Annotated in this window: 18 protein-coding genes; 5 read left to right on the forward strand and 13 right to left on the reverse strand. The window is 61.9% G+C overall.

Translation table 11 applies throughout. The features are described from left to right. Window positions 1–139: 139 nt before the first annotated feature. Window positions 140–850, reverse strand: coding sequence for a DUF4272 domain-containing protein (locus U5G49_RS29285; RefSeq protein ID WP_130729588.1), 711 nt, complete (start codon window positions 848–850; stop codon window positions 140–142). Between the two features lie 199 nt (window positions 851–1,049). Between U5G49_RS29285 and U5G49_RS29290 the strand changes: the two genes are divergently transcribed. After that, a complete protein-coding gene (locus U5G49_RS29290; protein WP_130748206.1) occupies window positions 1,050–2,933 on the forward strand; it encodes a HAMP domain-containing methyl-accepting chemotaxis protein in 1,884 nt (627 codons plus the stop codon). A gap of 65 nt (window positions 2,934–2,998) precedes the next feature. On the opposite strand, the gene U5G49_RS29295 is transcribed toward U5G49_RS29290, so the two are convergent. The 5 genes from U5G49_RS29295 to U5G49_RS29315 all read right to left on the reverse strand — a co-directional run bounded on the left by U5G49_RS29295 (window position 2,999) and on the right by U5G49_RS29315 (window position 11,074). Next, window positions 2,999–4,450, reverse strand: coding sequence for an NCS1 family nucleobase:cation symporter-1 (locus tag U5G49_RS29295; protein ID WP_193442764.1), 1,452 nt, complete (start codon window positions 4,448–4,450; stop codon window positions 2,999–3,001). A gap of 151 nt (window positions 4,451–4,601) precedes the next feature. After that, window positions 4,602–5,771, reverse strand: a complete 1,170-nt coding sequence (locus U5G49_RS29300) for an alpha/beta hydrolase (protein WP_193442761.1) — start codon at window positions 5,769–5,771, stop codon at window positions 4,602–4,604. 76 nt (window positions 5,772–5,847) lie between these two features. Next, window positions 5,848–8,922 carry an efflux RND transporter permease subunit gene (locus tag U5G49_RS29305; protein WP_193442759.1) on the reverse strand — a complete coding sequence of 1,025 codons (3,075 nt, stop codon included), beginning with the start codon at window positions 8,920–8,922 and terminating at the stop codon, window positions 5,848–5,850. Then, window positions 8,919–10,004, reverse strand: a complete 1,086-nt coding sequence (locus tag U5G49_RS29310; RefSeq protein WP_193442757.1) for an efflux RND transporter periplasmic adaptor subunit — start codon at window positions 10,002–10,004, stop codon at window positions 8,919–8,921. The genes U5G49_RS29305 and U5G49_RS29310 overlap by 4 nt, the downstream gene beginning before the upstream one ends. Continuing rightward, window positions 10,001–11,074: an efflux RND transporter periplasmic adaptor subunit gene (locus U5G49_RS29315; RefSeq protein WP_193442755.1), complete on the reverse strand. Its 1,074-nt coding sequence runs from the start codon at window positions 11,072–11,074 to the stop codon at window positions 10,001–10,003. The genes U5G49_RS29310 and U5G49_RS29315 overlap by 4 nt, the downstream gene beginning before the upstream one ends. A 110-nt stretch (window positions 11,075–11,184) precedes the next feature. Here U5G49_RS29315 and U5G49_RS29320 point away from each other — a divergent pair, with 110 nt between their 5' ends. Further along, entirely contained in the window at window positions 11,185–11,820 is a 636-nt protein-coding gene (locus U5G49_RS29320; RefSeq protein WP_018245908.1) for a TetR/AcrR family transcriptional regulator, read from the forward strand. 102 nt (window positions 11,821–11,922) lie between these two features. Then, complete coding sequence (locus U5G49_RS29325; RefSeq protein WP_245268279.1) at window positions 11,923–12,972, forward strand: LacI family DNA-binding transcriptional regulator; 1,050 nt, start codon at window positions 11,923–11,925, stop codon at window positions 12,970–12,972. A 259-nt stretch (window positions 12,973–13,231) separates the two neighbouring features. Here U5G49_RS29325 and U5G49_RS29330 read toward each other — a convergent pair whose 3' ends face one another. The 6 genes from U5G49_RS29330 to U5G49_RS29355 are packed head-to-tail and all read right to left on the reverse strand — an operon-like array spanning window position 13,232 to window position 21,366. Beyond that, on the reverse strand, window positions 13,232–14,278 hold the full coding sequence (locus U5G49_RS29330) for a carbohydrate ABC transporter permease (RefSeq protein WP_003562795.1): 1,047 nt from the start codon (window positions 14,276–14,278) through the stop codon (window positions 13,232–13,234). Window position 14,279: 1 nt separating this feature from the next. Continuing rightward, window positions 14,280–15,275, reverse strand: a complete 996-nt coding sequence (locus tag U5G49_RS29335; protein ID WP_112907214.1) for a carbohydrate ABC transporter permease — start codon at window positions 15,273–15,275, stop codon at window positions 14,280–14,282. Between the two features lie 2 nt (window positions 15,276–15,277). Beyond that, window positions 15,278–16,384 carry an ABC transporter ATP-binding protein gene (locus tag U5G49_RS29340; protein ID WP_193442753.1) on the reverse strand — a complete coding sequence of 369 codons (1,107 nt, stop codon included), beginning with the start codon at window positions 16,382–16,384 and terminating at the stop codon, window positions 15,278–15,280. Further along, complete coding sequence (pglB, locus tag U5G49_RS29345; RefSeq protein WP_193442751.1) at window positions 16,372–17,736, reverse strand: polygalacturonase PglB; 1,365 nt, start codon at window positions 17,734–17,736, stop codon at window positions 16,372–16,374. Before pglB ends, U5G49_RS29340 begins: the two co-directional genes overlap by 13 nt. Next, on the reverse strand, window positions 17,733–18,827 hold the full coding sequence (gene bglB / locus U5G49_RS29350; protein ID WP_017991433.1) for a beta-galactosidase BglB: 1,095 nt from the start codon (window positions 18,825–18,827) through the stop codon (window positions 17,733–17,735). The genes pglB and bglB overlap by 4 nt, the downstream gene beginning before the upstream one ends. Before the next feature lie 16 nt (window positions 18,828–18,843). Next, window positions 18,844–21,366, reverse strand: coding sequence for a hypothetical protein (locus U5G49_RS29355; RefSeq protein ID WP_193442749.1), 2,523 nt, complete (start codon window positions 21,364–21,366; stop codon window positions 18,844–18,846). A 190-nt stretch (window positions 21,367–21,556) separates the two neighbouring features. On the opposite strand from U5G49_RS29355, the gene U5G49_RS29360 reads away from it, so the two are divergent. Together U5G49_RS29360 and U5G49_RS29365 are read left to right on the forward strand one after the other, a co-directional pair. After that, a complete protein-coding gene (locus tag U5G49_RS29360) occupies window positions 21,557–22,840 on the forward strand; it encodes an ABC transporter substrate-binding protein (protein ID WP_193442746.1) in 1,284 nt (427 codons plus the stop codon). 245 nt (window positions 22,841–23,085) lie between these two features. Further along, complete coding sequence (locus U5G49_RS29365) at window positions 23,086–24,348, forward strand: DUF3422 domain-containing protein (RefSeq protein ID WP_193442743.1); 1,263 nt, start codon at window positions 23,086–23,088, stop codon at window positions 24,346–24,348. Between the two features lie 72 nt (window positions 24,349–24,420). Here U5G49_RS29365 and U5G49_RS29370 read toward each other — a convergent pair whose 3' ends face one another. Continuing rightward, window positions 24,421–26,565, reverse strand: a complete 2,145-nt coding sequence (locus U5G49_RS29370) for a methyl-accepting chemotaxis protein (RefSeq protein ID WP_026230470.1) — start codon at window positions 26,563–26,565, stop codon at window positions 24,421–24,423. Between the last annotated feature and the right edge of the window lie 10 nt (window positions 26,566–26,575).

A 26,575-nucleotide genomic window follows, 5' to 3' on the forward strand; every position in this document is an offset into this window, starting at 1 on the left:
GCGGATCACAAATCCGCGGCCAGCCCCTCCGCCAGTCAGGCGCTCAGCCGATCATAATGCTATTTCGTAAAACATGCATCATCCGCGTCGGTGCGTGGTCTGACCAGGCGCCTTCGTCGTGGCCGGGCGCCGGGCGGCGTCATGTGTCCGTGGAAATATCGTCCCAATCCTGATCCATGTATCCGGTCAGCCAGTTGAGGGCATAATGCCGTTCGTAAACCACGCCCTTGTCCAATCCGGCAGGTGGCTCCTCTCCCTTCAGCCGCGCGTTCACTGCGGCCCAATCGTAGCGGTAAATGAGATCGGCAGCGTCGAGCAGTTCTTTCTGCGGACGCAGCTTGGCACGACGCATCAGGCCGTCGGTTCCCAGTTCGCGAAGTGTGTTGGCAATGAATGGCACGTCGCAAATATGGTCGGGGCGTTCAAGATCGGAAGTGATCCCGAGCGCCCATAACATGACGTGCACGCCCTCGTAGCGCCAGGCGAAGTTGGTCCGGTCCTGATCCGAGGGATCGGGATCGTCCATGAAGACCCGTTCTTTCGGGGTGAAAAAACTTGCGGCGTCGAACTGCCGGATGAGAGCCTGACCCATTTCGTGGTCGCCGGTCTCGCCTTTCACGGCAACGATCGCTAGCGCAATCGTGCGCTGAACGACAGCCTTTGTATTTCGGCGAGTGCTCTCGCTCTCGGGCTCGATGGTCGGCAGATGATCGATGGTTGGCACGCCTTCCGACTGAAGCTGGGCGATAGACCGGGCTTTGCGTGCCCCCGCCTCGTCAGCGGGTTGCGAAACGGCTGCCTGCACCGGAAGAATCAATGCAAGAAGGGCGGAAAATATGCGCTTCATCATCTTTGGCTCCTGTCATCCGTGCCGCAGCATCGATAGGCATTTTGCTGCTTTAGCGGGAGCCGGAGCGCGAAGGCGGCAGCAGTTTTCCGGAAAACTGGTAAACGGCGTTTTTACATATGGAACAAATCGTTAAATTTTTTTGGATAAAAAAGTCCTTGGCCAATCCGATATGAAACCGGATGTTCGATGGGGGCTTTCAATGCGTCGTCCAAACATAAAATCGAGTTTGCTGTTGATTTTCAGCGGCATAGCTCTTCTTTTCGGGCTTGTCGCGTATCTCGCGGTCGACGGTCTTCGAAATACGAACGGCTCCACCGAAGAAATTGCGACCAACTGGCTACCGAGCGTGCAGGCGTCGCAGGCGATCAATCTCGCCATGGCGAATTTGCGCCTCGCCTATCGTGATCACATCATCGCGCAGTCGGATGCAGAAAAGAAGACGCGCGAAGAGGCCATTAAAGTCGCCGAGGATACAGTTGGCAAAGCGGTGGACGCCTATCTCCCGCTGGCTTCATCCGACCACGAGCGCGAACTGATCAAGACGATCAAGGAGAGCGTTGGTGGCTACATCGCCAGCAGCTCGCAACTGCTCGTCCTCTCCCGGGCCAACAAGACCGAGGAAGCCGGACAATATCTGGGTGGAGAGATGCGCTCGCATTCGGATAAGCTCAAAGAAGCAACTGCGGCCCTGGTCGAACTAAACGTCAGCGGCAGCAACAAGGCCGCCGAACTCAGCAAGGAGACCTTCGCCTCGATAGAATTCGAGCTGTTTGCCGCGATCGGCTTTGCGGGATTGCTCGTTCTCGGCGCCGTCGTCTTCGTTCTGACGGGCATCGCCAATCCGATTACCGGCATCACCGCCTCGATGCGGCGGCTGGCCGAGGGAGACACCGGTTCAGAGATTCCGTTCGCCGACCGCGCCGACGAAATCGGATCGATGGCGGGAGCGGTGGAGATCTTCCGCCAGGCCGCGATCACCAACAAGCGGATGGCAATGGAAGCCGACGAAAACCGCAACAGGGCGGAGGCCGATCGCCTTGCCGCCCAGCAGCAGGCGGAGGCTGACGCCTCGGAACGGCTGCGCATCGCTACCTCGGGTCTCGCCGCCGGTTTGAAGCGGCTGGCCGCAGGCGACCTCGCCTTCCAGCTCAGCGAGACCTTCGCCCCCGACTTCGAGGCGCTACGCCATGACTTCAACCAGTCCGTCAACCAGCTTGGCGCGACGCTGAGAGCAATATCCGACAGCATCGGCACGATCGACGAAGGCACGCGTGAAATTTCTTCCGGGGCGAGCGATCTTGCAAAGCGCACGGAGCAGCAGGCCGCCTCGCTCGAAGAGACGGCGGCCGCGCTGGAAGAGATCACGGCGAACGTGTCGAACTCCAGCAAGCGAACCGAGGAGACGCGCACGGTGGCCACGGAGGCAAATCGCAGCGCCGGGGTCTCGGCGGAAGTCGTTTCCCACGCCGAAGAGGCGATGGGACGCATCGAGACGTCGTCGCAGCAGATCTCCAACATCATCAGCGTCATCGACGAAATTGCATTCCAGACCAACCTTCTCGCATTGAATGCCGGCGTGGAAGCCGCGAGAGCCGGCGAAGCCGGCAAGGGCTTCGCCGTCGTCGCCCAGGAAGTGCGCGAACTCGCCCAGCGCTCGGCAAGTGCGGCCAAGGAAATCAAGGGCCTGATCCAGAACTCCTCGAAGGAGGTGGAAGGCGGGGTCAAGCTGGTGCGCGATACCGGCCAGGCCTTGAAGACCATCGGCGGCTTCATTACCCAGATCAATCACCATATGGATTCGATCGCCACCTCAGCGAAGGAGCAGTCCATCGGCCTCAGCGAAGTCAACGTCGCGGTCAACCGGATGGACCAGACCACGCAACAGAACGCAACCATGGTGCAACAGTCGACGGCGGCATCCGATTCGCTCGCGCAGGAAGCCCAGAAGCTTCGCGAGCTCATCGCCCAGTTCAAGCTCGACGATGTGGCCACTAGCCATTCCTCGGCCCTTCGCTCGACGGCGAGAACGATGGCGCAGCCCGCCGCTCGTTCAGCCGTGCATGCGGTTGCCGCACGCCGCTGAAACAGGCGACAGCAGAAAACCAGATATGAAAAGGCGCCCGGCAATTGCCGGGCGCTTTCATTCGATCATGCCGCGAAGGCCGGATTGCGCCTCGCGCCCATTCTCAACACGAAATAGATCGCCCCGCCGATGGCGACGCCGAAGAACCAGCCGTAGGTTCCCCACCAGTCCGGCAGGATGGTGGTGAAGGTCGGCAGGATCGATGAGAAGAGCACGCCCACCGCAAATGCGATGAAGGCATTGCCATGCCATCCGTTCTGGAACCGGAACTCGCCATTCTCATGATAGAGCGCTTCGACGTTCAGCTGGCTTCTCCGGATGAGATAGTAATCCACCATCATGATGCCGAAGATCGGCCCCATCGTCGATCCGATGAAATTGACGAAATGCGCCGCACCCGTCTCCCAGGGAGCAAACGGGTAAAGCACGAGAGCGATCAGGGCGGCGATATATCCGCCGCGTTTGAAGTTGATCTGGCGCGGGAAGACATTGGCGAAGTCGAAGGCCGGCGACACGAAGTTCGCCACGACGTTGATGCCGAGTGTTGCGATCGCGAATGTCAGCGCGGCCAGCAGCGCCAGGAACCAGCTGTCGAATTTCGCCGATATTTGTTCCGGATGCAGCAGCACCTCTCCGTAGACCGTAAAGGCGGCGGTGGTCGTAACACCTGCGACGAGGCAAAACGCCAGAAGGTTGATCGGAAGCCCCCAGAGATTACCCTTTTTGAGCGCCTTTTCGCTCGTTGCATAGCGTGAGAAATCGCAGAAGTTCAGGTAGAGCGCTGCAAAATAGGTGATCCAGGTGGCGGCCACGGCGGCAAGCGCTGCAATCGAACCAGGCTCACCCGGCACGCCCGCATCCTTGGTCTTTTCGATCAGCACGTCGCGCGGGATTTCGGACCCGAAGGAGAAGGTGCCTGATTTGGCGACCAGATAGACTGCGAGCACCAGCATCATGATCCAGACGGCCGGACCGGCCCAATCCTGGAACTTGCGAACCGTTTCCATCCCGCGCTGAATGATCAGTAGCTGCAGCGCCCAGACGATGACGTAGCAGATGACCTCGAGGGTCGAGTGGCCGAGGAAGTGGCTGTTCTGGTGAAAGGCAAGCAGGTTGTCGTTGCGGATCAGCAGGGCAACGATGGCGCCGGATGCGGCGGCGGTCTGCGCCCCATACCAGAAGCAGGCGACCACCGCCCGGACCAGTGCCGGAACATTCGCCCCGAACGTGCCGAAGGAGGCGCGCGCCAGAACCGGAAAGGGTACACCGGTGCGCACGCCGGCGTTGCCGACCAGGCTCATCAGAACGAAGATGACCAGAGATCCGATGCCGATGGCGATGACGAAATTGACGAAGCTGCCGCACAGCAGGAACAGGCTCGCCGCCAGATAGTAACCCCACAGGCTGTGGACGTCTGACGTCCAGACGTTAAAGATGCTGAATGCACCCCATTTACGCTCCTCGGCGGGTGCAAGATCCTCGTTGTATAACGAGGGAGACGGATTTCGTACGCTCATGAATGCCCTCCCCTATCCTTGAGGCCAAATCGACCACAGGCGGAAGTCTGCTCTTCATTTGTGCAGATGACAATTTAATAGTCACATTGTACACATCTCTTGACGATGCCTGAGGATTAGCCAGGGCGTTCGCCCGAGACGCCAGTTCTCATCATTGCGAGCCGACGACACGTCCGGCCAGGCGAAACGGACTTGCGACTGCGGCGCCGGCGGCATCGAAGACATAGGCGCCAACGTCGCCGGCGCTCGACCGTCTCCCGCTTTCGAAGGAGGCAAGCTGGGCGCCGAACTTGGCAAGCGATGCGTAGCGGTCGTGCCCTAACCCGTCGGACGCCTGGATCGACGTGATATCGATGACCCGAAGCCTTTCCTTCAAGGCAGCCTCCCTGATGACGGGATCGTCGATATCGAGACGTCCGACGCGCGCCCGCTCTCCCGCTATGAAGCTCGAGGCCACCAGCGCCCGGTCGTCCTTCGAAACGAGAAGAGATATCGGGATCCGCATCCGCCCGATATCCTTCAGCTGGGACCGGAAAACATCGATGTCAATGTCAGGGGCGGCCAGGATCACCGCCAGTTTATCGATGACCTCGTCACGATGCTGCAGTTTGAGCTGGCGCACGGTCTCCATGACCAGGAATCCCCCCATGCTATGTCCGAACAGGATGATGCGTTTCACATTTCCTGAAGCCGAGAGCGAGGTGACAAGCGAGTCCAGGTCGCTGCGCGAGGACAGCGCCGCATCGCGGTCGGCGACATAGCCGGCGACGGCGGCGGCCGATGGCCAGGAAAACAGAATCGGAGAGCCCGGAATATTGGCGTCCGCGGCGATCTGCGCGCTGCGAAACAACGCCTCTTGATAACTATAGTTGTAGCCATGGACGAAGATGCCGACGGTGCCATCGGACTGCGTGGAGGCGAGCGCCTCCTCTACGAATGCGTCCCTTGGAAGCTGCTTGCGCTGGATGACGACAAATTGGCGATCGGGATCCGGCATCGAGGTCGGATATGTGATCGCGGTGTCCTTCCGGTTGGGAGGGACCGAAAACGCATATTGCTCGTAGGTGAGATTGTCAGCCCAGGCGCTCCCGAACCCGCCGCGCGCGGTATCGGGGTTCCTGTTTGTCGCAGCGAGCACGTTTACGCGGCTCGAGGCGGCTTCATCGGATTGAAGCGATGCATTGAGATGAACTGGCAGATGGACCGGGTTCAACACATCAGGCGACGGTCGTGTAGCGCAACCGGCAAGCATCGCCAGGCCGATCGCGACCAGCATCGTCTTGGCCCCCAACGGAAACTCATTCAACCGCTGGCCCGTCATCGAGTTCTCTCCTTGGAAGCCAGGACCTGCAGCGGCCGTCGCGACGGCCGCATGCGATTGATGTCGAAGCCCGTGCTCACGCCTCTGCCACGGCATCGGCCTGGACGACGCCTTCATCCCGCCGGATCCTGAACCACGCGACGTAGAGCGCAGGCAGGAACAGCAGGGTGAGCGCCGTTCCGACGACGATGCCGCCCATCATGGCGTAGGCCATCGGGCCCCAGAAGATCTCGCGCGAGATCGGGATCAGCGCCAGCGTGGCTGCCGCGGCCGTCAGCATGATCGGCCGCATGCGGTGTTCGGTGGCCTCGATGACGGCCTGCCAGGGCGCCATTCCCTCGCTGCGCAGATGCTCGATCTGGACGACCAGAATGACGGAGTTGCGGATCAGGATGCCGATGAGCGCCAGCACGCCGAGAATCGCGACGAAGCCCATAGGAGCATTGCTCAGCAAGAGCGCCGCGACCACGCCGATCAGCGCCGTCGGCGCGACGGCGAACACCAGGAAGAGGCGGCTGAAGCTTTGCAGCTGGATCATCAGGATCGTCGCCATCGCAAACAGCATCAGCGGAGCAACGGCTGCGATCGGCCCCTGAGCCTCGGCGCTGGATTCGACCGCGCCGCCCACTTCCACCTTGTATCCCACCGGAAGGTTTTTCTGGAACTCTTCCACCTTGGGCTTGAGCTGGTCGACGATCGTGGCCGGTTGCGTCGGACCGACGACGGCTGCCTTGACCGTTATGGTGGGTTGCCTGTCGCGACGCCAGATCGTCGGCTGCTCGAGCTCGTAGCGGAAATTCGCCACGGCGGAGAGAGGCACGACCTTGCCGTTGGAGGTGGAGAGCTGCAGATTCTCAAGCGTCTGGATGGAATCGCGCTCGGATGCCCTGGCGCGGCCGATGACGTTGACCAGGTAGATGTCGTCTCGAACCTGGGTGGCTGTCGAGCCTTCGACGATGCCGTTGAGGGCGGTGGCGATGTCTTCGGAGGATACGCCGAGCTGGCGCGCCTTGTCCTGCAGGACATCGACCTTCACCACGCGGGACGGCTCGTTCCAGTCCAAAACCAGGTTTGCCAGAAGCGGGTGTGATCCCATGACGCCGGCAAACTGCTGCGAGAGATCGCGGACCTTTTGAATATCGGGGCCGGTGACCCGGTACTGGACCGGCTTACCCACCGGCGGACCGATGTCGAGAAGCTTGACGAAGGCGTCGGTGCCGGGGAAGGTTTTCGTCAGATAGTCCTGCAGTTTCGCCCGCACCTTGTCGCGCACGTCCAGCCCTTTCGTGACGATGATCGTCTGTCCGAACGACACGTCGGGCGTCTGCACGTCAAAGGACAAAATGAAGCGTGGCGCACCCTGGCCGACATAGGTCGTCCAATGATCGATATCCTTGTTGTCGGCCAGCATCTCCTTTTCGAACCTGGCCATCTGCCTGTTGGTTTCGGCAATCGAGCTGTTGTGGGGAAGGTTCCAGTCGATGACGAGCTCGGTCCTGTCCGAGTTCGGGAAGAACTGCTGCTGCACCAGCCCCATGCCGCCAATGGAAAGCCCGAAGACGCCGACCGTGAGGATGATGGTGACCCAGCGCCAGCGCATCGCCAGCCCCAGAAGCCAAGAGAAGACGGAAGCGAAGCGGCCCTTCTTCTCGTGATGCGATTTCATCGTCTTCGGCAGGATCGTGACGCCGAGAAGCGGCGTGAACAGCACCGCCACCACCCAGGAAACGATCAGCGAAACCGCGATGACCACGAAAAGCGTGAAGGTGAATTCACCGGCAGCACTGTTGTTGAGACCAACCGGAATGAAGCCCGCAACGGTGACGAGCGTTCCCGTCAGCATCGGGAAGGCGGTCGACGTATAGACGTGGGTGGCGGCTTTCCTGAGATCGTCGCCCGCCTCCAGGCGGGCCACCATCATCTCGACGGCGATCATGGCGTCGTCGACAAGCAGCCCGAGCGCGATGATGAGCGCGCCGAGCGAAATGCGCTGAAGCGAAATGCCGGAATATTCCATCACCACGAAGGTGATCGCCAGGACGAGCGGAATGGAGATCGCCACCACCATGCCGGCGCGAAGACCAAGGCTGATGAAGCTGATGATCAGGACGATGACGATCGCTTCGAATAGCGCGCGGGTAAATCCGGACACCGCTTCGTCGACAACGGCCGGCTGATCGGAAACGCGGTGAACGTCCACGCCGATCGGAAGGTCAGCGACGACACGCTTCATCTGCGCGTCGAGCCCCTCGCCGAACTCCAGAAGATTGGCGCCCTGCTTCATGCCGATGGCAAGCCCGATCGCCGGTTGGCCGTCGAAGCGAAACAGCGACGAGGGCGGATCCACGTAGCCACGTTTGATCGTGGCGACGTCACTCAGCGGAAAGAAGCGGTCGTTTATCCTGAGATTGATCGATCTCAGGCTGTCCTCGGAGGTGAATTGTCCGCTGACCCGCAACGCGATGCGCTCCGGCCCGGCGTCAACGAAGCCGGATTGCGTGACGGCATTCTGAGCCTGCAGGGTCTGGATGACCGACTGCTGGTCGATCCCGAGCGCTGCGATCTGGCGTGTGGAGAATTCGAGATAGATCGCCTCGTCCTGAGCGCCGACCACATCGACCTTGCCAACGTTGGGCACGGTCAGAACCTTGGAACGGGCATCTTCCACCAGATCGCGAAGCTGGCGCTGGGTAAGCCCGTCGCTGGTGAAGGCGTAGATGTTTCCGAAGACGTCGCCGAAGCGATCGTTGAAGAAAGGACCGACGACCCCGGTGGGGAAATCGCCCTTGATATCAGCGATCATGTTGCGGATGCGCAGCCAGGTCGGCGCGACATCCTTTGCCTTGGTCGTCGGTAGCAGCTCGACGAAGACGGTCGTCTGGCCGGCAACAGTCTCGCTCTTCGTGTAGTCGAGCGATTCCAGTTCCTGGAGCTTTTTCTCGATCCTGTCGGTCACCTGCCGCGTCACCTCATCAGCGGAGGCGCCGGGCCACTGCGCGGTGATCACCATCGTCTTGATCGTGAAGTTCGGATCTTCCTCGCGGCCGAGTTTCACGTAGGAGAAGGCGCCTGCGAGAATGAAGACGATCATGAAGTACCAGACGAGCGAACGGTGTTCGAGCGCCCAGTCGGAAAGATTGAAGGACTTCACTGGCTGATCTCCTGGTCGATCCTGATGGCCTGGCCATCTTCAAGTTTATGCACGCCTGCCACGACTACCCTTTCTCCGGGGGCGAGCCCTTCGGTGACGCGAACGGTGCCGCCGTCTTCGACGTCGCCGTCGATCTTCACGCGGCGGAGCGATACCTTCCTGGCGGGCGCATCGACGATCCAGACGCTCCGGCCGTCGCTGCCGGCAAGGATTGCCGAGGAAGGCAGAACGATCTCAGGATCTGCAGCGATGGTTGCAGAAGCAGTGACGACCGAGCCGAGTCTGAAGGCTTCAGGCGGATCAGCGAGCGCGATCTTGGTTCTGCTCGTGCGGGTGGCGGTCTCCGCCTCCGGGGCAATCTCTCGCACGACTCCCGACGTGCGGATCGTCGGGGCGAGCTGCAGCGTCACTTCGAAGGGCGCGCCGATTTTCAGTTTCTGGGCGGCGGCCTGGGGCACGTCGACCACAGCGTCACGCTTGTCCGGCCGGGCGATGGTCACGACCGTTTGGCCGGCCGACACCACCTGGCCGACCTCGGCCGAGGTCGCCGTCACAACGCCATCGAATTCCGCCCGAAGCTGCGCATAGCCGAGCTGCTCCCTGGCCTTGTCGAGATTGGCCTGCGCCTTGGCGACGGCGGCTGCGGCGGTTCGCCTTGCCTGCTCGGCCTCCTCGAGCGAGGCTTCGGTGCCGGAGCGCGACTCCAGCAGCGCGCGCCGGCGCTGCTCCGTCGTCACCGCGTTTCTGAGCTGGGCGTCGCTATTTTCCACGTCCGACTGCGCGTTGCGCACGGCAAGCTCCAGCGCCAGCGGATCGATCGCGGCAACGACATCATCCTTCTTGACGAGATCTCCGACATTGACGTTGCGGGCAATCATCCGTCCGAGAATCCGGAAGCCGAGTTCGGTCTCGATCGTCGGCTCGATCGTACCGGTCAGGCCCAGGCTCGTAGCGGCCGTCTGCTTGACTGTCATCGACAGCACGGGACGGGGCGCTTCGTCCTTGCTTTCCTCCTGCGGTGCGCAAGAGGAGATCAGGGCCGTGCCCACCATCAGTGCGACTATGTTGAAACGAATACTCACTTGGAAGCTTCCTTGACATAAGACACGATTTCAGCCGCCCTGAGGAACTTGGTCCCGTCGGTCACCACGACATCTCCTTCCGACACGCCCGACTTCACGATGAAGCTGCCGGTCTCGTAGCCGGCGACATCCACTGCCCTTGCCGAAACCGCAGAGGATGCGGGATCGACGATCCAGACGGCAGGCTTGCCGCCCTTGGACGTCATGGCCGACCAGGGAAGCTGGATGACGTCCTGCGAGACGTAATTGAACCTTCCGACGACGGGAGCGCCGAGAGGGATCGGAGCGTCGCTCGATATCGCGACCTTGACCTTGATGGTTCCGGTGGAGGAATCGATCGTCGGCGAAATCTCGCGAACCTTCGCCGCGATCTTCTGCGTTGGGTTCGACAGAAGGGTCACGGTCCCGTCGCCGTCGATCGGGCGCAGGAACGCGCTTTCGACCACCTCAAAGACGGCATCCCGGTCGCCGTCATGGGCAAGGGTGAAGACGACCTGGGCGGCCTGCGCCACCTGCCCGACCTCGGCGTTGCGCGCGGTGATCACCCCGTCGGCATCCGCCTTCAGCTCCGTATAAGACAGGGTATCCTGGGCGGTTTCGAAAAGCGCCTGCGCCGACTTCGTCGATGCCTGCGCGGTCAGAAGTGCCTCCTGCGCCTGGTCGAGTGCCGCACGCGTCGTCACCTGCGTTCGAAACAGGCTCTGCTGGCGGTCGTATGCGAGCTGCGCCTGGGTCTGTTGCGCCTCAGCCGACTGAAGATTGGCTGCCGCCACATCCAGGTCAGCCTTCTGCTCTTCCGGATCGATGCGCGCGAGGAGTTGCCCCGCCTTCACGGACTGCCCGACCTCCACCAGCCGCTCGATGATCTTGCCGCTGACGCGGAAGGACAGATCGGTCTGGACACGGGCGCGGACATCTCCGGTGATTGCGCCACCTTGGACCAACGGCTCAGGCTTGGCGACGACAACGCCGACCTGCCGTGGGGTTGGCTCAGTCGGTCCGCGCTCATCGCTGCATGATCCGAGACCGATGGCGCATACGATCGCTGTGGCGACCAGAATGGTTCTCATAGTTGACCTCTTGCTCTCAACGGCAGCTCCTATATAATTGACTGACGCATTAGTCAATGAAACTTTGTGCCGCAGGAACGAGGGCGTGCGCAACACGGGAGGCGAGGCAAATGGCAGCTCAGAATCAGAAGAAGATCACGCGCGCGGAACAGAAAGCGCTGCGGCCCATCCAGATCCTGGATGCCGCCTTCGAGGAGTTCGTGAGAAGCGGTTTCACCGGCACGCGCGTCGAAGACATCGCCGACAGGGTCGGCGTCACCAAGGGTACGGTGTACGTCTACTTCGAGACAAAGGAGAAGCTTTTCGAAGCCATGATCAACCACTTCTCCGTGCCGTTTCAGGAGTTGCTGGGGATCACCGCAAGCCTCAGCGGCAGCGCCACCGACCGGCTGCTTTCCATTCTCGGCCTGCTGTACGACCAAATCGCCGAGGATCGCACGACTCGCGAGCTGACGCGCCTCGTCATTGCCGAAGGACACCGGTTCCCCGACCTGATCGACCGCCACCACGATCAGTTCATTGAGCCGATCATCGCCAAGGTCGACGCTCTCATTCTGGAGGGTGTGGCGTCAGGGGAGTTTCGCGAAATTCCGGTGGAATTCTCCGAAATCGTGGTCGCGCCCATCCTGACGACAACAGTTCTGCGGCTGATATTCGACGACCGCCGCGTGCCCACTCCCAATAAGGAGGCCTTCCTGCGGGCCTATTTCGACCTGTTGCTCAACGGCCTGCTTGCCAAGAACTGATCGCCGAATGACGAAAAATACCGCGCAAGGCACGTAGCTTTTCTCAAGTTTTTATGTAAAAACATCGAGTTAGCCATGCCTTCGAAGGTATGACCTCAATTCGTGACGGAAAAAGTGGAACGCAAAGTCAATCTCAAGGATGTCGCGCGCGATGCTGACGTATCGCTGAGCACGGCCTCGCACGCACTCAACGGAACCGCACCGCTGACAATCGAGGTGCGCGAGAGGGTTCTGGATTCGGCAAAACGCCTGGGTTACCTCGACCGCCGGAGGAAGAAGGCAACGATTGCGACCTTACGCGTCCTGCTTCTCGCCATTCCCGACGATGCCGCGCCGGAGAGCGACCTCAACCTGGTGAGCTGGACGATCCTCAACGGCCTTCGCAGGGAGTGCGAGCGCCGCGGCATCAGGATCGTGCCCTTTGTCAGCACCGGCCGTCGCATCGACGGCGCCCAGGTCAGGCAGATCGCCCTCTCCGAGCGCGCCGACGGCATCGTGGTTCTGAACGATGATCAGCCGGAACTCATCCGAAGCCTCGCCTCCCCTGATATGCCCGTCGTCATCGTCAACGGCGAAGACCCGGCCATGCTGGTCGATACGGTCACCCCCGAAAACCGCTTCGGGGCAAGGCTCGGCATCGAGCACCTGCTCGCACTCGGGCATCGCCGCATCCTGCACCTGACTTGGAAGGGCCGCACAACGATCCAGCGCCGATATGACGGCTTTACCGACGCCTATTTCGCCGCCCAGCTTCCCGTGCCTGACGACATGATCGTCGAGGCCGAGGGATATGAGCCCAGGCACGGCGAGGCTGCCATCAACACGCTGCTCGACCGCGATCCCACGATGAAAGGGGCGACCGCCGTCTTCTGCGCCGCCGACAATCTGGCGCTCGGCTGCCTGAAGGCATTGGCCGATCGCGACATACGCGTGCCCGGAGCGATCTCCGTCCTGGGCTTCGACGACATCGTCCCCGGCGAATTCAGCCGTCCGCCGCTTTCGACAATCAGCGTTCCCACCGACAGGCTCGGTGCCGCCGCCCTGGCGCTCATCGAACAGAGGCTGATTGCCAACGATCCGCAACGGCCCGCCCATCGCCTGGAACTCGGATGTCATCTCGTCCTGCGCGGCAGCATCGCGCCGCCGCGCTAGATGTTTGGGTGCCGGGAATTGTGCTGAATCCCTGTTATTTGCCTAAACAAATTGGAGCGGTTCAGACGAATAGGTGTGAACTTTAGTGCCCAGGCAAGGGTGCATGTCACTCAACAATCGACGACCGCTTGAGAGCATGTCCAAGACAAAGACCGAAGCGCGCCGCATGAAACAAGTTCAATGCGACGCGCCTCAGCCGGGAGGAAGACTGTATGGTTCTTCGGCGGCCGCGAGGAGATCTTTCTCCCCGCCTCGCCGTTCATTTCATGCCTGTTCCGGCGATGCCCGTGGTGATGTATTTCTGCAGGAACAGGAAGACGACGGTGACAGGCAGCAGGCTGAGGAACGTCATCGCCAAGATATAATGCCACTGCACCGAGAACTCGCCCTGGAAGGCGTTCAGACCGACCTGCAGGGTGAAATTCTCGCGGCTGTTGAGGACGATGAGCGGCCAGAGGAAATCGTTCCACCGCCAGAGCACCGAAAAGATCGCCAGCACCGCGAGAGCCGGTGCCGTCAGCGGCAGGATGATGCGCCAGAAGATGCAGAATTCGCTCGCCGCATCGACGCGCGCCGCCTCTATCAGCTCGTCGGGTATGGTCAGCATATATTGCCGCAGCAGGAAGACGGCGGTCGGAGAGGCGACTGTCGGCAGGATGACGCCCCAGAGATTATCGGCAAGCCCGACCCCGACGATGACGAGATAGGCCGGCACCATGACGACGGCGAGCGGGATCATCAAAGTCGAAATGATGATGACGAAGACCGTCGTATCACCGGCAAATTTGTATTTCGACAGGGCGAAGGCCGCCATGGCGTTGACGATCAGCGTCAGGAGCGTTGCGACGAAGGTGACGAACACCGAATTCTTGAGGAAGGTCAGGAAGTTGAAGCGCGTCAGCGGATCGGTGTAATTTTGCGTGGCGACCGTCAGCTTCTGCACCGGCGTCATCCCCTTGACGTCGACGCTGACGGGTGGTCCCGGATTTGCAGGGTCGACCATCTGGGCTTTGAGGCCGATGCGGCGGACCATGGCCATTTCACGCTGCTGGCCGTCGACGGTAACCTGCCAGAGGCTGAGCGGTTTGTCGAAGCCGGGCACGGTCTGTTCGACGGCGGCCCGGGGAAGCAGCGTCGGCGGAAACCGGGTGATCTCGGCGGCCGGCTTCAGCGAGGAGAGGCCTGCCCAGAGGACCGGAAGCAACACCACGAAGGTTCCGCCGATCAGCCAGACCCATGACAATATGTCGGTTATATCGATGCGTCCGGCCCGGCGTGTGCGCGTGAAAAAGCTGATCGGGTTCATCTCAGGACTCCATTCGCTTGCCGATGCGCAGCTGTATGAGGGTGAGAACCAGAAGCACCAGCCCCATGAGAACCGATGCCGCGGATGCAAGGCCAAAGAGGCGAAGATCGCTGCCGAACGCCATCTGGTAGATATATTGGACGATGAAGCTGTTGGCCGTGCCAGGCCCCCCGCCATTGGTCAAAACCCAGGCTTCGTCGAAGATCTGGACGGATTTGATCATCAACAGAATGAACACGACCAGCAGGTTCGGCGCCAGCAGGGGAAGCGTGATCCTAAAAAGCGTGCGGCGTGGCGAGGCGGCATCGATGGAAGCAGCCTCGTAGAGCTCCTTCGGAATGGCCTGGAGGCCGGCGAGGAGGATGAGGGTATAAAAGCCCATGTGAAACCAGACCGATACCACGACGACAAAGAAGCGCGACCAGCCGACGTCGAGCAGGAAGATTTCAGGGGGAACGCCGATCATCTGGAAGAAGGCGTTCAGCAGCCCGTTGCGATCGAGGAACCATTTCCAGATGAGGCCGATGACGACGGGAGACAGCAAGACGGGATAGAAGAACATCGCCCTGAAAAAACCACGCGCGACGATCGCCCGATTGAGGATCAGCGCCGTGATCAGCGCCACCAGCAATGTGGCGACAACATTGCACGCCACGAACCAGAGCGTGTTCCACACGGCCGTCCAGAACAGCGATTCCTGGCAGGTTCCCGGCTGCAGATAATTGCCGCAGGAAAGCAGCGTGCGGAAATTGTCCAAGCCGACGAAGGGGCGCTCCGACACGAAAAGATTGGTGCCGCCGGTGAAGGCGTAACCAATCGCGATCGCGATCGGAAGGAACGTGAAGATGGCGAACAGAACGAGGTTCGGCGCCAGGAACAGCCATGGCATGCGCTTGCGGCCGAAGATGCGCTCGATCGCATTCATCGGGGCTTCGACCACCCTCATCGCCGCTTCGCCTGCCTGGGACAGCAATGCACCTGCCTTGAGCGCCGCCATGTTCAGCGCCTCCCCTGTCCGGGCCGCCGGGCAAAAGCCAGGCCGCTTTCGGGATCGAACAGATGAACCCGCCCCGGGGCGGCGTCGACCAGGATATGATCCCCAGGCGCCGGCGCGAAATGCCCGGCCTCATGAATGATGATCTGCTCGTCCTGTCCTGCAAGGTTGCCGTAGACATAGGTCTCGGTGCCGAGGCCCTCGTGATACTGGACGATGAACGGCAGGCCTTGCTCGCTGGAGCGTGAAAAATGCGCGGGCCGGATGCCGGCGAGAACGGCCTGGCCGACCGCAATACCGGCAGGATCGACGTCGCTGACGATCTTGCCGCCATTGCCGACATCGATGGCGACGCCGCTTTCGTCGATGCCTGATACCTTGCCCTTGATGATGTTCATGCGCGGCGAGCCAAGGAAACCTGCGACGAAGAGATTGCGCGGGCTATCGAACAGATCAAGCGGTGCTCCGACCTGCTCGACCCGCCCGGCGCGCAGCACGACGATCTTGTCGGCCATCGTCATCGCCTCGACCTGGTCATGCGTGACATAGATCATCGTCGTCTTGATGTCGCGGTGGAGCTTGGTGATCTCGGCCCGGGTCTGGACGCGCAGCGCCGCGTCGAGATTGGACAGCGGCTCGTCGAAGAGGAAAATATCCGGTTCGCGCACGATGGCCCGGCCGATCGCCACGCGCTGGCGCTGGCCGCCCGAAAGCTGCTTCGGGCGTCGGTCCAGATAGGGTTCGATCGCCAGCATCCTGGCAGCTTCGGCAATCCGCGCCTCGATCTCGGCGCGTTTGAACTTCAGGTTCTCCAGGCCGAAAGCGAGATTCTTGCGAACGCTCATATGCGGATAGAGCGCGTAGGACTGGAAGACCATTGCAATCTTGCGCTCGGCCGGTGAGAGCGCGCTGACGTCGCGCGCCCCGATCGCGATTGCGCCCGACGTCACCTCTTCGAGGCCGGCGATGACGCGCAGCAAGGTCGACTTGCCGCATCCCGACGGACCGACGAAGACGACGAACTCGCCGTCCTTGATATCGAGTTCGACATCATGCAGGACTTTGACCGAACCGTACGACTTGTTGACGTTGGAAAGTTTCAGTTCTGCCATGCCCCACTCCCATCAGGTGCCGCCGTTTCGAAGACGGCGTCGTTTTTGTTCCAGCCTTGCGGCAGCGGTGTCGGCCTTGTGATCCGCACCTCGTTCATCAAGACCCCGGTGACCCCCGCCACGTAGACGGCCGGCATTCCTCCCGGATAGTGCTCAAGACCGATCACCCGGCCGTCCGACCCGCGGGTCCAGGCATTGGCGCGGCCGCCGCCATCGGCTTTCGGGGAAAGGTCCGCGTTTGTCGGACGCAGGTCGTAGGACCGCGCGGTGCCGAGCTGCCCTGGCTGCTGGTCCAAGGCGATGCGTGCCAGCGATGCGTTGCCGATGCCGGCCGACGAGGTCGAAATGACTGTGATCGCCCCCTCCATCCGCCCGGTTATGTCCTCGACGACGAGATTTTCGATGGCGCCCGCCGTGCGTTCCGTGACACGGTCGACAACATTGACGGTCAGCGCCTCCCCCGAGCCCCAGAAACCATCGGGGGTCTCGCGGCAATCTACCGCAATTCTCGAAAACCTGACGTTGGATATCCGGCCGCCGTCGCGCGAAAAGACGCCGAGCGCCCTGTTGGAGGATGAGACGCTGCAATCCTCGAACACGACGTTGGTGACGTCGCCATGCGTTTCGGTGCCGATCTTCAGCGCGCAGCTGAGGCTCTGGACGGAGCAGCGACGGACGAGAATGTTTTCACATCGCCCGATGGCGATACGATCAGGACCGATGCTCGTCTTCAGGCATATGCCGTCGTCGGCCGTCGATATCCGGCAGTCCTCGATGACGGCGCCGCGGCAGGCATCCAGAACGATGCCGTCGGTATTGGGAAGGCGGCGGTCATTGTCGATGGTCACGTTCCTGACGGCGACATCGGTGCAGTTGACGAAGTGCAACGTCCACATCGGCGAGCGGCTGATATGGATGGAGCTGATCTCGACCTCGTCGCAGCCTTCGAACACTACAACGCGGGGCCGAAATTCGGCCGGGATGAAGGTTCCGACGGTCTCGTCGTCCCCCACAATGAAGCTATCGCAACCGGCTTCGATGCGACCCGCCCCGGTCAGGCTGATCCGCCGCGCATCCTTGGCGACGATCATGCCGCGATCCGACTTTTCGGCAATCACCGAAACACTCGTATGCGTGTAGGCGGCATAATCCGGAACGGGACGCAGGATCGCGCCGGCGGCCAGATGAAGGTCGACGCCGGATTTGAGCTGGAGCCCGCGGCAGACATGGATACCGGCCGTGAGCTCCACGCGTCCGCCGCCCGAAGCCGACAAGCCGTCGATGGCCGCCTGCAGGCGGACCGTATCGTCGCCCTTCGCCGGCTCGATCGCGACAAGAGACACCGAGCTCATTGGCGCTCGCCGTTCTCGAGAAAGACTTCCGTCAGGAGCAGCATGGTCAGCGCCTGGCCATAAGGCGTCGGCACGTTGGGGATGCGCCTGTAGAAATCGAGGTCATGGCCCATCGGCGTGCCGTCCGACACGCCGTGGACGACGCCTTCTTCGTCGATCTGCGCCAACACCGCCGCAAGCGCGCGCTCCGCATAGGCCCTGTCGTCTTTGTCGAGAATGCCGGCATCGATGGCCCGCAATATGCCATAGGCAATGCCCGCCGTGGCCGAGGTTTCCAACGGCGAAGACGGATCGTCCAGAAGCGTGGTGAACATGCCATCCGGCCGCTGGTATGCTTTCAAGGAGCGCACTTGGCTGACGAGGACGTTCGACAGAAAACGCCGGTCCTTCTCGCCGAGCGTCGGAACGAGATCGAAGAGCTCGGGGATGGCGACCGTGATCCAGGCGTTGCCGCGCGCCCAGAACGCATTGGCGAAATTGTGCCGCCCGTTGAAGGTCCAGCCATGATACCAGAGCCCGCTGACCGGATCGGAAAGGTAACGGGTGTGGATCACGAACTGATAGACGGCCTCGTCGATCCATTCACTGCGTTCGCAGAGCACGCCGGCCCGGGCGAGAAACAGGCAGGCCATGAACAGCGTATCGTCCCACAATTCGCCGTCGTTGAGGCGCTCCTTGACGACGTGTTGAAAGCCGCCGTCCTCGGTCTTGGGCAGTTCCTTGACGAGCCATTCCGCCCAGTCCTCGACGAGAGCGCGAAAATCCGGACGGTCGACATGCTGGACGAGGATCGCTAGCGGCAGCATCGGCGCCGTGCTGTTGATCTGGCGCGGCGGCAGCCCGCGTTCGATCTGTCCGGCATACCAGGCGACCAGTTCCTGCAGCGCTTTCTGATCATTGGTGGAAATGGCGCGCCGCAGGAAGCCGTAGAGACCGACGCCGACTTCCCAGTCCCATTCGTCGAACTGGATTCCGGAGGCGGAATTTCCCGTCACGAGACCTTCCTTGATGCCCCTGAGCCGGCTGAAAGCCGTTGCCACGCGATCGATCGTCGTCAGGAGCGCGGCGTTATCGACAGATGTTGTGTTCATGCTGGAGACCTATGTTTCAAGAGTAGAAGGGTCCGTCAGTGCCGGCGCCGGAGGCAGCACTGTCGTGTGTGAGGATCGGGTGCGGCTGATCGTGGGTGAAGGGCCTCGCCTCGCCGCCGATCGAAAGACCGTCGGCATAGGACAGGCAGATCGCCGGGCCACCCGGCGGCGTCAGGGAGAGGCGCCGAAGCCCGGGATCGAAGGAAACCGTCGTCCGGCACAGGCGTTCGGTGAATGCCTTGAAAGCGTCGCCATCGCCGCATCCGACGATACCAGCCCAGCCGCAAAGCGGTCCGTGGGAGCGTGCCTCGCGGCCGGCGGTCGGGCCGTCGGTGATCAGCTCCAGCCCGTTCGACGCCCAGAGGGCGGAAAATCCCCTGCCCGATCGCGCGATGAGCCACTTGTCTTCGATGATGAGATCGTCCAGGCCGTCGCGGCCGATATAGGCGTGCGTCCATGCATGGCGTGCGTCGCTTGTGTCCTCGACCAGCAGAGCGACGTCGCGATGCTGGGCAACGCGCGGCAGGATGCCGTTGCCGGCCCAATAGGATGGCCTTTGATTGCCCCAGGGATCGTCCTCGCCGGGATGATTGACCCACAACCTTGCCATCGGGTGGCCGGCCAGCCGGATGTCGAGGACATGCTGCTGGTGCCCCTTCAGGCCGGTCTTGTGATCGACGACGGTCGAAAGCTGCGCCGCTTCGTTCTTGAACAGCACGAGTTTTCCGCTCTCGAGGCCCTGGCTATAGCGCGCCTCGACGCATCTTCCCGGCGCAAGCGCTGCAAGCTCGGCCAGATCGGCGGGCGGCTCGTAGCCGCCGGCGCAGAACATGGTCAATGCCGCAACGCCGTTGTTCAGCCAGCCGGTTCCAAAGGCGACCTGGGCGAAGGGCGCAAGCTCGGTCAGCGGGCCGGCACGCAGCTCCTTGTCGTAAGCGCGCCCCTGCGATCCGGCCGGAACACCTGCGAGCGTATGCAGGGCGATCATGCGGAAGATGAGATCGATCTGGGCGCGGGCGCGCGCTGACATCGCCATCTCGGCCCAGCGCTCCAGTGCCAGCAGGCCAATGAAGTCGATCGGGTAATAGGCCGCCGAGTTCCACTCCGCCAATCCATGGGCTTCGACGCTGTCGAACCAGCGCCCGAGCCGCTCGCCGGCGATTTCCGCCTGCTGCCGCCCCGTCCGGCCCGAGGCTGAAAACACCTCGTCGGGCAGAAGAAGTCCCGCCAGCAGCTGGCTCGTGTGAAAGCAGAGCACATGGTTCTCACTCCAGAACCACATCGCGTCGTTGCCCGGCTCGTCGACCCAGTAACGATAGGAGCGAACGGAATGCCGAATGCGAGCGACCACGGCATCGGGCATCCGGTCGGCATAGGCGCCGAGCAGCCACAAGAGCGGCACCATGATGAAATCCGAGCAATCCTCCCGCGCATCGATGGAGGCGAGCGTCGCGTCGATGATGCGGTCGAAGCTTTCCAGGTCGTGGTGACCGGTTTCCATCATCGCAATGAGGCGCCCGACGCGGTTTGCGCCGAAGCGGGCGCTGTATTCCAGCGCCTGCCGCTTGCGGGCGGCGAGCGATGCCTCTGATGGCAACGGTGAAATGCTGCTCATGAAGGCAGCATCGATGACGCGGGTGACCGAGCCCGTGCCGGAGCCGATCGTCATGTGGACGCCGTGATAACCGTCCGCAATGTTCCAGACATCGTCGGCCGTGAGGCTGCTCTGATGGGCGCGCAGCGTCAATCGGGAGTGCGCGAGAACGGGCCGTTCGTGACCATGGCCGATGACCTTGATCTCGACAGGCAAGTCGCGTTCGGGCGCGGTGCCGAATATGATCTCCAGCGGCTGACTGACGAAGACGTCGCGGGCCGGGCGGACGCCACGGGCAAGGGCCTCCAGCTCGCGGACCTCATTCTGATCCAGCGATACGGGCAACAATACGCAGAGCGGCTCCTCGTCCAGCATCTCGAGCTCGAAAAACCACGTCGTGTCGCGCTCGGCCAGGTCTTCGGTGTGAACGAGAATCTGGTTGTCGCCAGTTTCAAGGGACAGGCTTATGTCGGTCGCGCTCTCGACATTGCGCTTGAAGGGTTCGAAGCGCACCGCCTCCTGCCCGTTGACCCATATGCGAACGCCGCCGCAGGTCTTCAGTCTGAGATTGAGCGTTCGCGCAGTCTCCGTCCTGAACGTGCCCTTCAGCCATCGCCTGAGATGCGTCGGCACATGCCAGAAGCCGGTGAACTCGACGCGGCGGTTCGAGCCGGGAAGATTGAGGCTTTCGGTCGGCCAGGAGGTGTCGCGCGAGAGCGGCCGCCCCACCATGGTGGACCAGAAGGCCTTGCGGCAGGGCAGGTCGCCGACATCGACGAAACCGTTGATGAAACGATAGTTCACGCGGTCTTCGGCCGGCGCGGGCTCGCCGGCAAAATAGCTGGCGATGAGGCCGGAAACGGCCCATGCCGTGATCGTTTGCCCCGCAGCCACGCTGTATGCTGGCGCCATAGCGTCCGGCTGCTTGATACATTCCGTTTTCACAGACCGCCTCCTCCGCAATCCTATGAAAATATTTTCATTAGGTTTTTGTGCGCGCTATTTTTGCAAATTGCTCAAAAACATCGCTATTGCCGCAGAAAATAGCTTGACGGAACGAATGTCAAGTATATGAAATTGATTTATCGATGGCCGAGGCCGCGATTGATGAAAATGTTTTCATGGGAGGATGAAAATGAAAACCTATCTTTCAGGTGCCCTCGCAGTGGCGCTGGCTACCGCTTCTTTCGCATGGTCCGGCGCGGCCATGGCGGAAACCAAGACAATCACCTTTCTGTTCACCGACGACGACCAGGCTTACGTCGAGCGGATGGAAGCGCTCAGCAAGGAATTCGAGACGGCGCATCCAGACATCAAGGTCAATTTCGTCTCTTCGGGCTATGATGCGGTCGCCAAGCAGCTGCCGGTACAGCTTGCCGTCGGCGAAGGCCCTGACATCGCCAAGATCACTGACTGGCAGCTTGCCCCCTATTACCTCGACATGCGTCCCTACATGAAGGACCCGGATGGCTTCGCCAAGCTGCACGGCGACAGCCTGAACACACTTCGCTTCCCCGGCGTCAACGATCCGCAGTCGATCAACGGCTATATCGCGTCGCAGACCTTCAACCTGCCTTTCGTCAACAAGACGCTGTTCGAACAGGCCGGCGAACCGCTTCCGAAGCCCACCGCCACGCTGAAGGACATCGTCGAAGCTTCGGCGCGTGTTGCCAAGGCGACCGGTGCCCAGATCCCCTTCACGATGGATCGCTCGGGCCATCGCTTCTCCGGCGCGGCATTCTCCTACGGCTCGAACTACGTCAAGGACGGCAAGTTCTTCTTCCCCGACGATGCCGCCAAGCGCTATGTCACGGATCTCTACGGCTGGACGAAGGACGGCTCCTTCCCGAAGGAAATGTGGGGTGCTGCCGGCGGAACCCAGTACAAGAACATGGGTGACGAGTTCGTCAACGGCAACGTCGTGACCTATCTCGCCGGCAACTGGATGGTCAATCCGTTCCAGAAGAAGATCGGCGACGCCTTCGACTGGACGGCGATCAGCGCGCCGTGCGGCGATGCCGGCTGCTATGCGATGCCGGGTGGCACCGCGATCGTCGGCTTCAAGCGCACCAAGTCTCCGGAGGCCGTTGCCGCGTTCATCGAATTCCTTGGCTCTGAAAAGGTCCAGCGTGAAATCGCTGAAAACTACGTCATCCTGACGGGCGCCGACATCAAGGACCCGCAATACAAGCTCGAGAGCAAGAATGCCAAGGAGGCGATGGCCGTCTTCCTCGGAAGCCGCAATAGCGTGCCGCAGGCAGCCCGGGACCTGGAACGTCTCAAGGGATCCTCCGCCATCTATCAGCTCATCGTTCAGAGGATGAGCCAGCTGATCGTCGGCGAACTCTCCCTCGACGAGACCTTCAGGGCTATGAGTGCCGACGTCGACAAGGTCAACGAGGCGCTCGCCGCCAAGTAACCGGTCACGCGTTGTCCCGCACAATGCGCGCATGCAGCAGCCACGGCCTCGCAACAGGGCCGTGGCTTTTTCGTTTCGTGCATGGCGCCTCCGCTGGCGAAGGCGTCGTGACATCCGGTTCGGGAGAGGCTATAGGCGTTGTCAGCCTTCGCCGGCTCGCGGGCGCCATGGTCAACTCACACATGCCGGCAACCCGGTTACGTCCGGCGACCCAGCGACTGTCTACCTTATAGAGGTGCATTTCCATGCCGATGGGCTCCGAGCATCCGCTGCGAAGGGAACTTCACAACGAGCTCCACGCGCGGCCGTCGCTTTACTTCGATGGCGACACGGATGTGTGGCACGTCGCTATCGTCGGAGAAAATGCCCCTCCTCAGATACCGAATTCCCTGCCGGGACTGGAGGATGTCTCCACGACCCGCGAGGGCAACCACGGCATCGGCCGCATCGGCGACGGCCGGCTGAAGTGGGAGGCGCATACCGAGTTCCTCACCCTGACCTTCGTCGTTCCCGCGTCGGCCGAACCCGGCAGCAATCCGCCTGAAGCCTTTCAGGCCTGCTGCCGCCAGATCGACGGGAAGATCATCGCGGCCGTTCGGGTGCTGGTGCGGGACGAGAAGGACGGGCAGCGTCCGGAAAAACCGAGGCTCGACTATGTCGCCTCTCAGGTCGGCGGCGGCGATGCGGAAGTGCATTCGAACTTCCGGCTGACCGACAGCGGTTTCGTCGAATTTCTGTTCTTCAACCGCAACCTCAATGCCTATCGCACCGGCCGCATGGTCAGGCGTTTCCTGGAGATCGAGACATATCGGATGATGGCGCTGCTGGCATTGCCGATGGCGCGCGAGACGGTGTCGAAGCTCTCCATCTTCGACCGGCGCCTCGACCTGCTGATCGGGCATATGCAGAGTGCGATCAAGGTCGACAAGGCGCTGCTTTCCGAGGTGACCAGGCTCTCTTCGGACGTTCTCAACTTCTCGGCCCTCGCCCGCCACCGCTTCGGCGCGACGAAAGCCTATGCCGAGATCGTGGCGAGCAGAGTGTCGGAGCTTCGTGAGGAACGCGTCGAGCAGCGCCAGAGGCTCGGCACCTTTATCGATCGGCGGTTTCAACCAGCCGTTCGCTCGGTCGAAGCCGCTGAACGCCGCCTCGACGAACTGGCCGAACGCGTCAGCCTGGCTGGAGACCTCCTTAGAACCACCGTGCAGGTTCAGCTCGAAGATCAGAACGCGTCGCTGCTGACGTCGATGGAAGAACGGGCGCGCATCCAGGTTCATATCCAGCAGGCGGTCGAAGGCTTCTCCGTCATCGCCATCACCTATTACACCGTCGGCCTGGCGAAGATCTGCCTCGAAAGTATTTCCGAACTGGGTGTCGATCCGCACATGGCGAAGCTCGCCGTTCTCGGCGCCATCCCGCTCGTGCTCTTTGCCGTCTGGACGGCGGTTCGTTATGTTCGCAAGAGCATTGCCGGCCACTCCGCCGGTCCGGCATCCGGAAGCCACTGAAGCGACGCCAGACATTCGCTCACCGCCGCCCTTTCGAGGCGACGGCGTTTTCTTGCCTGTATCGGCAGAACGTCAGGATGCCATTGCGTAGTGGCGATGCTCCGACGCCCGGCCGCTGCCCGTCCTGAACCGCCGCAGCAGCTCGGCGAGGCTTTCGGTTTCATGTGTCAGGCTCTGGGCGGCCGCCGTGGTCTCTTCGACCATTGCGGCGTTCTGCTGCGTCACCTTGTCCATCTGGTCGCCGGCTGCCGAGACCTCGCGCAGGCTCGTCGCCTGCTCGCGGGCGGCAACGGCGATCTCGGCCACGGTCGCATTCATGGCGGTGACCTGCTCGACAATCTGTTCGAGCGAGAGGCCGGATTCACCCACCAGCTGGACGCCGGTCTTGACCTGCGCCGAGGAGGTGGAGATCAGCTGCTTGATCTCCCTTGCCGCGTTGGCGGAGCGCTGGGCGAGCTCGCGGACTTCCTGTGCGACGACGGCAAAGCCCTTGCCTGCCTCGCCGGCGCGCGCCGCTTCCACCCCGGCGTTCAGCGCCAGCAGGTTGGTCTGGAAGGCGATCTCGTCGATGACGCTGATGATGTTGCCGATCTTCGACGACGAATTTTGAATTTCCGTCATCGCGTCGATGGCGCGTGCAACGATCTCGCCGCCCTTTTCGGCATTGGTGCGGGCGGTTGCCACGACTCCCTGGGCGCGGCTCGCACCCTCCGCCGTTCCGTTGACGCCGCGGGTCACGTCACCCAGCGCCGCGACGGTCTCCTCCAGCGAGGCTGCCTGCTGCTCGGTGCGGCGGGCGAGATCGTTGGACGCCGTGGAGATTTCCGCAAGGCCGGACCGGATGGTGGCGACCGCGCGAATGACCGAGTCGACCGCCTCTTCGAGGCTCGCGACCGAATTGTTGAAATGATCCCGGATCCTGACATAGCGATGGTCGACTTCGCCGACGCGGACAGTGAGGTCACCCTTGGAAAGCGCGTCCAGCCCGACGGAAATCTGGCGGAAGGCATGCTCCATCACCTGCGCATCGCTGAGCCGCTCGGCCTCCTGGCGGAGCCGCTCTTCCTCGGCGGCCAGGCGGGCGCGTTCGGCATTGGCTTCCGCGATCAGCTTGGCGCGCCCCGTTTCCTGGAAAACCTTCAGCGAACGCGCCATGGCCCCCAGTTCGTGGCGGTGCTCAACGCCCGTTATCACGATCCCTTCCTCGCCGCGGGCAAGCTGCTCCATGGACTGCGCCATGTTACGGACCGCAGAGGAAATCAGGCGGCCGACGAAATAGGAAAGGACGAGACCGATCACGATCAGCAGCCCGCTGATGACCAGCGTCGTGCTGGTCGCAGAGGCAACCGTTGCGTCCACCGAACCGTCCAGCGTCTTCTGCGCGCCCGTGACGGTGGCCTGCAGGTCCTTGAAGCCGCCTGATATTTTCGGAGCGAGCACGCTGAGCTGCGTCTGGCGAATATTGCCGGAGGCCTGCAAGACGTCCTTCATGTCGCCGAGACGGGCGGTGTAGTTCTGCATGAGCTGGCCGGCGCCCATCAGGCGCTTCTTCTGCAGTTCGTTCTTCGCGGCCTTGGCGGCGGCTTCGTTGAGCGTGACCGCTTCGGCGAGTGCCGCCTGCGCGGTGTCATAGGCCGCAAAATCGTTGGAATGCACGAAGCGCTCGGAGAAATAGAGGCTGCGGTTCAAAGCCTCCAGCGTCGCCGCCGTCATCTGCAACAGGGCCACATCGTTCTGGCGCCAGGCGCTGCGCACGACGTCGTTGAGCGCGATGCTGGTCCAGGGGCCGAATTCGGTGACCTTGGAAATCAAGGCGTCACGCCTGGCCTGAAGGGAGACGATCTGTTCGAAAGCCTTGCCGTAGGCGGCAATGTCTTGGCGGATCGCCGCAAGGCCGGACTGCAGGTCCTTGTTGCCGGCAAAACGCGGGTCGTCGGCGTCGAACGCTTTCACACCGGCGCGGAAGCGGTCGACGACATCCTGCGTCGGCGTGGAGCGGAAGGCTTCCGCCGACATCTGAATCTCGTTCAGCTGGTCGCTGTAGTCCGAGATGGCGAGACTTTGACCAGCCGTGGCGCGATAGGACGCGAAGATCGAGGCGAGCCCGTTCATGCCCGAGATCGCGCTAACCGTGAGCAGGCTCATCAACAGGATCAGCGGCACGAAGCCGGAGGTGATCTGCGCGCGAATGCCGAATTTATTCCAGATATGCAACATCATAGTCCTC

The organism is Rhizobium indigoferae (genome assembly GCF_034554815.1).
Lineage (GTDB): Bacteria > Pseudomonadota > Alphaproteobacteria > Rhizobiales > Rhizobiaceae > Rhizobium > Rhizobium leguminosarum.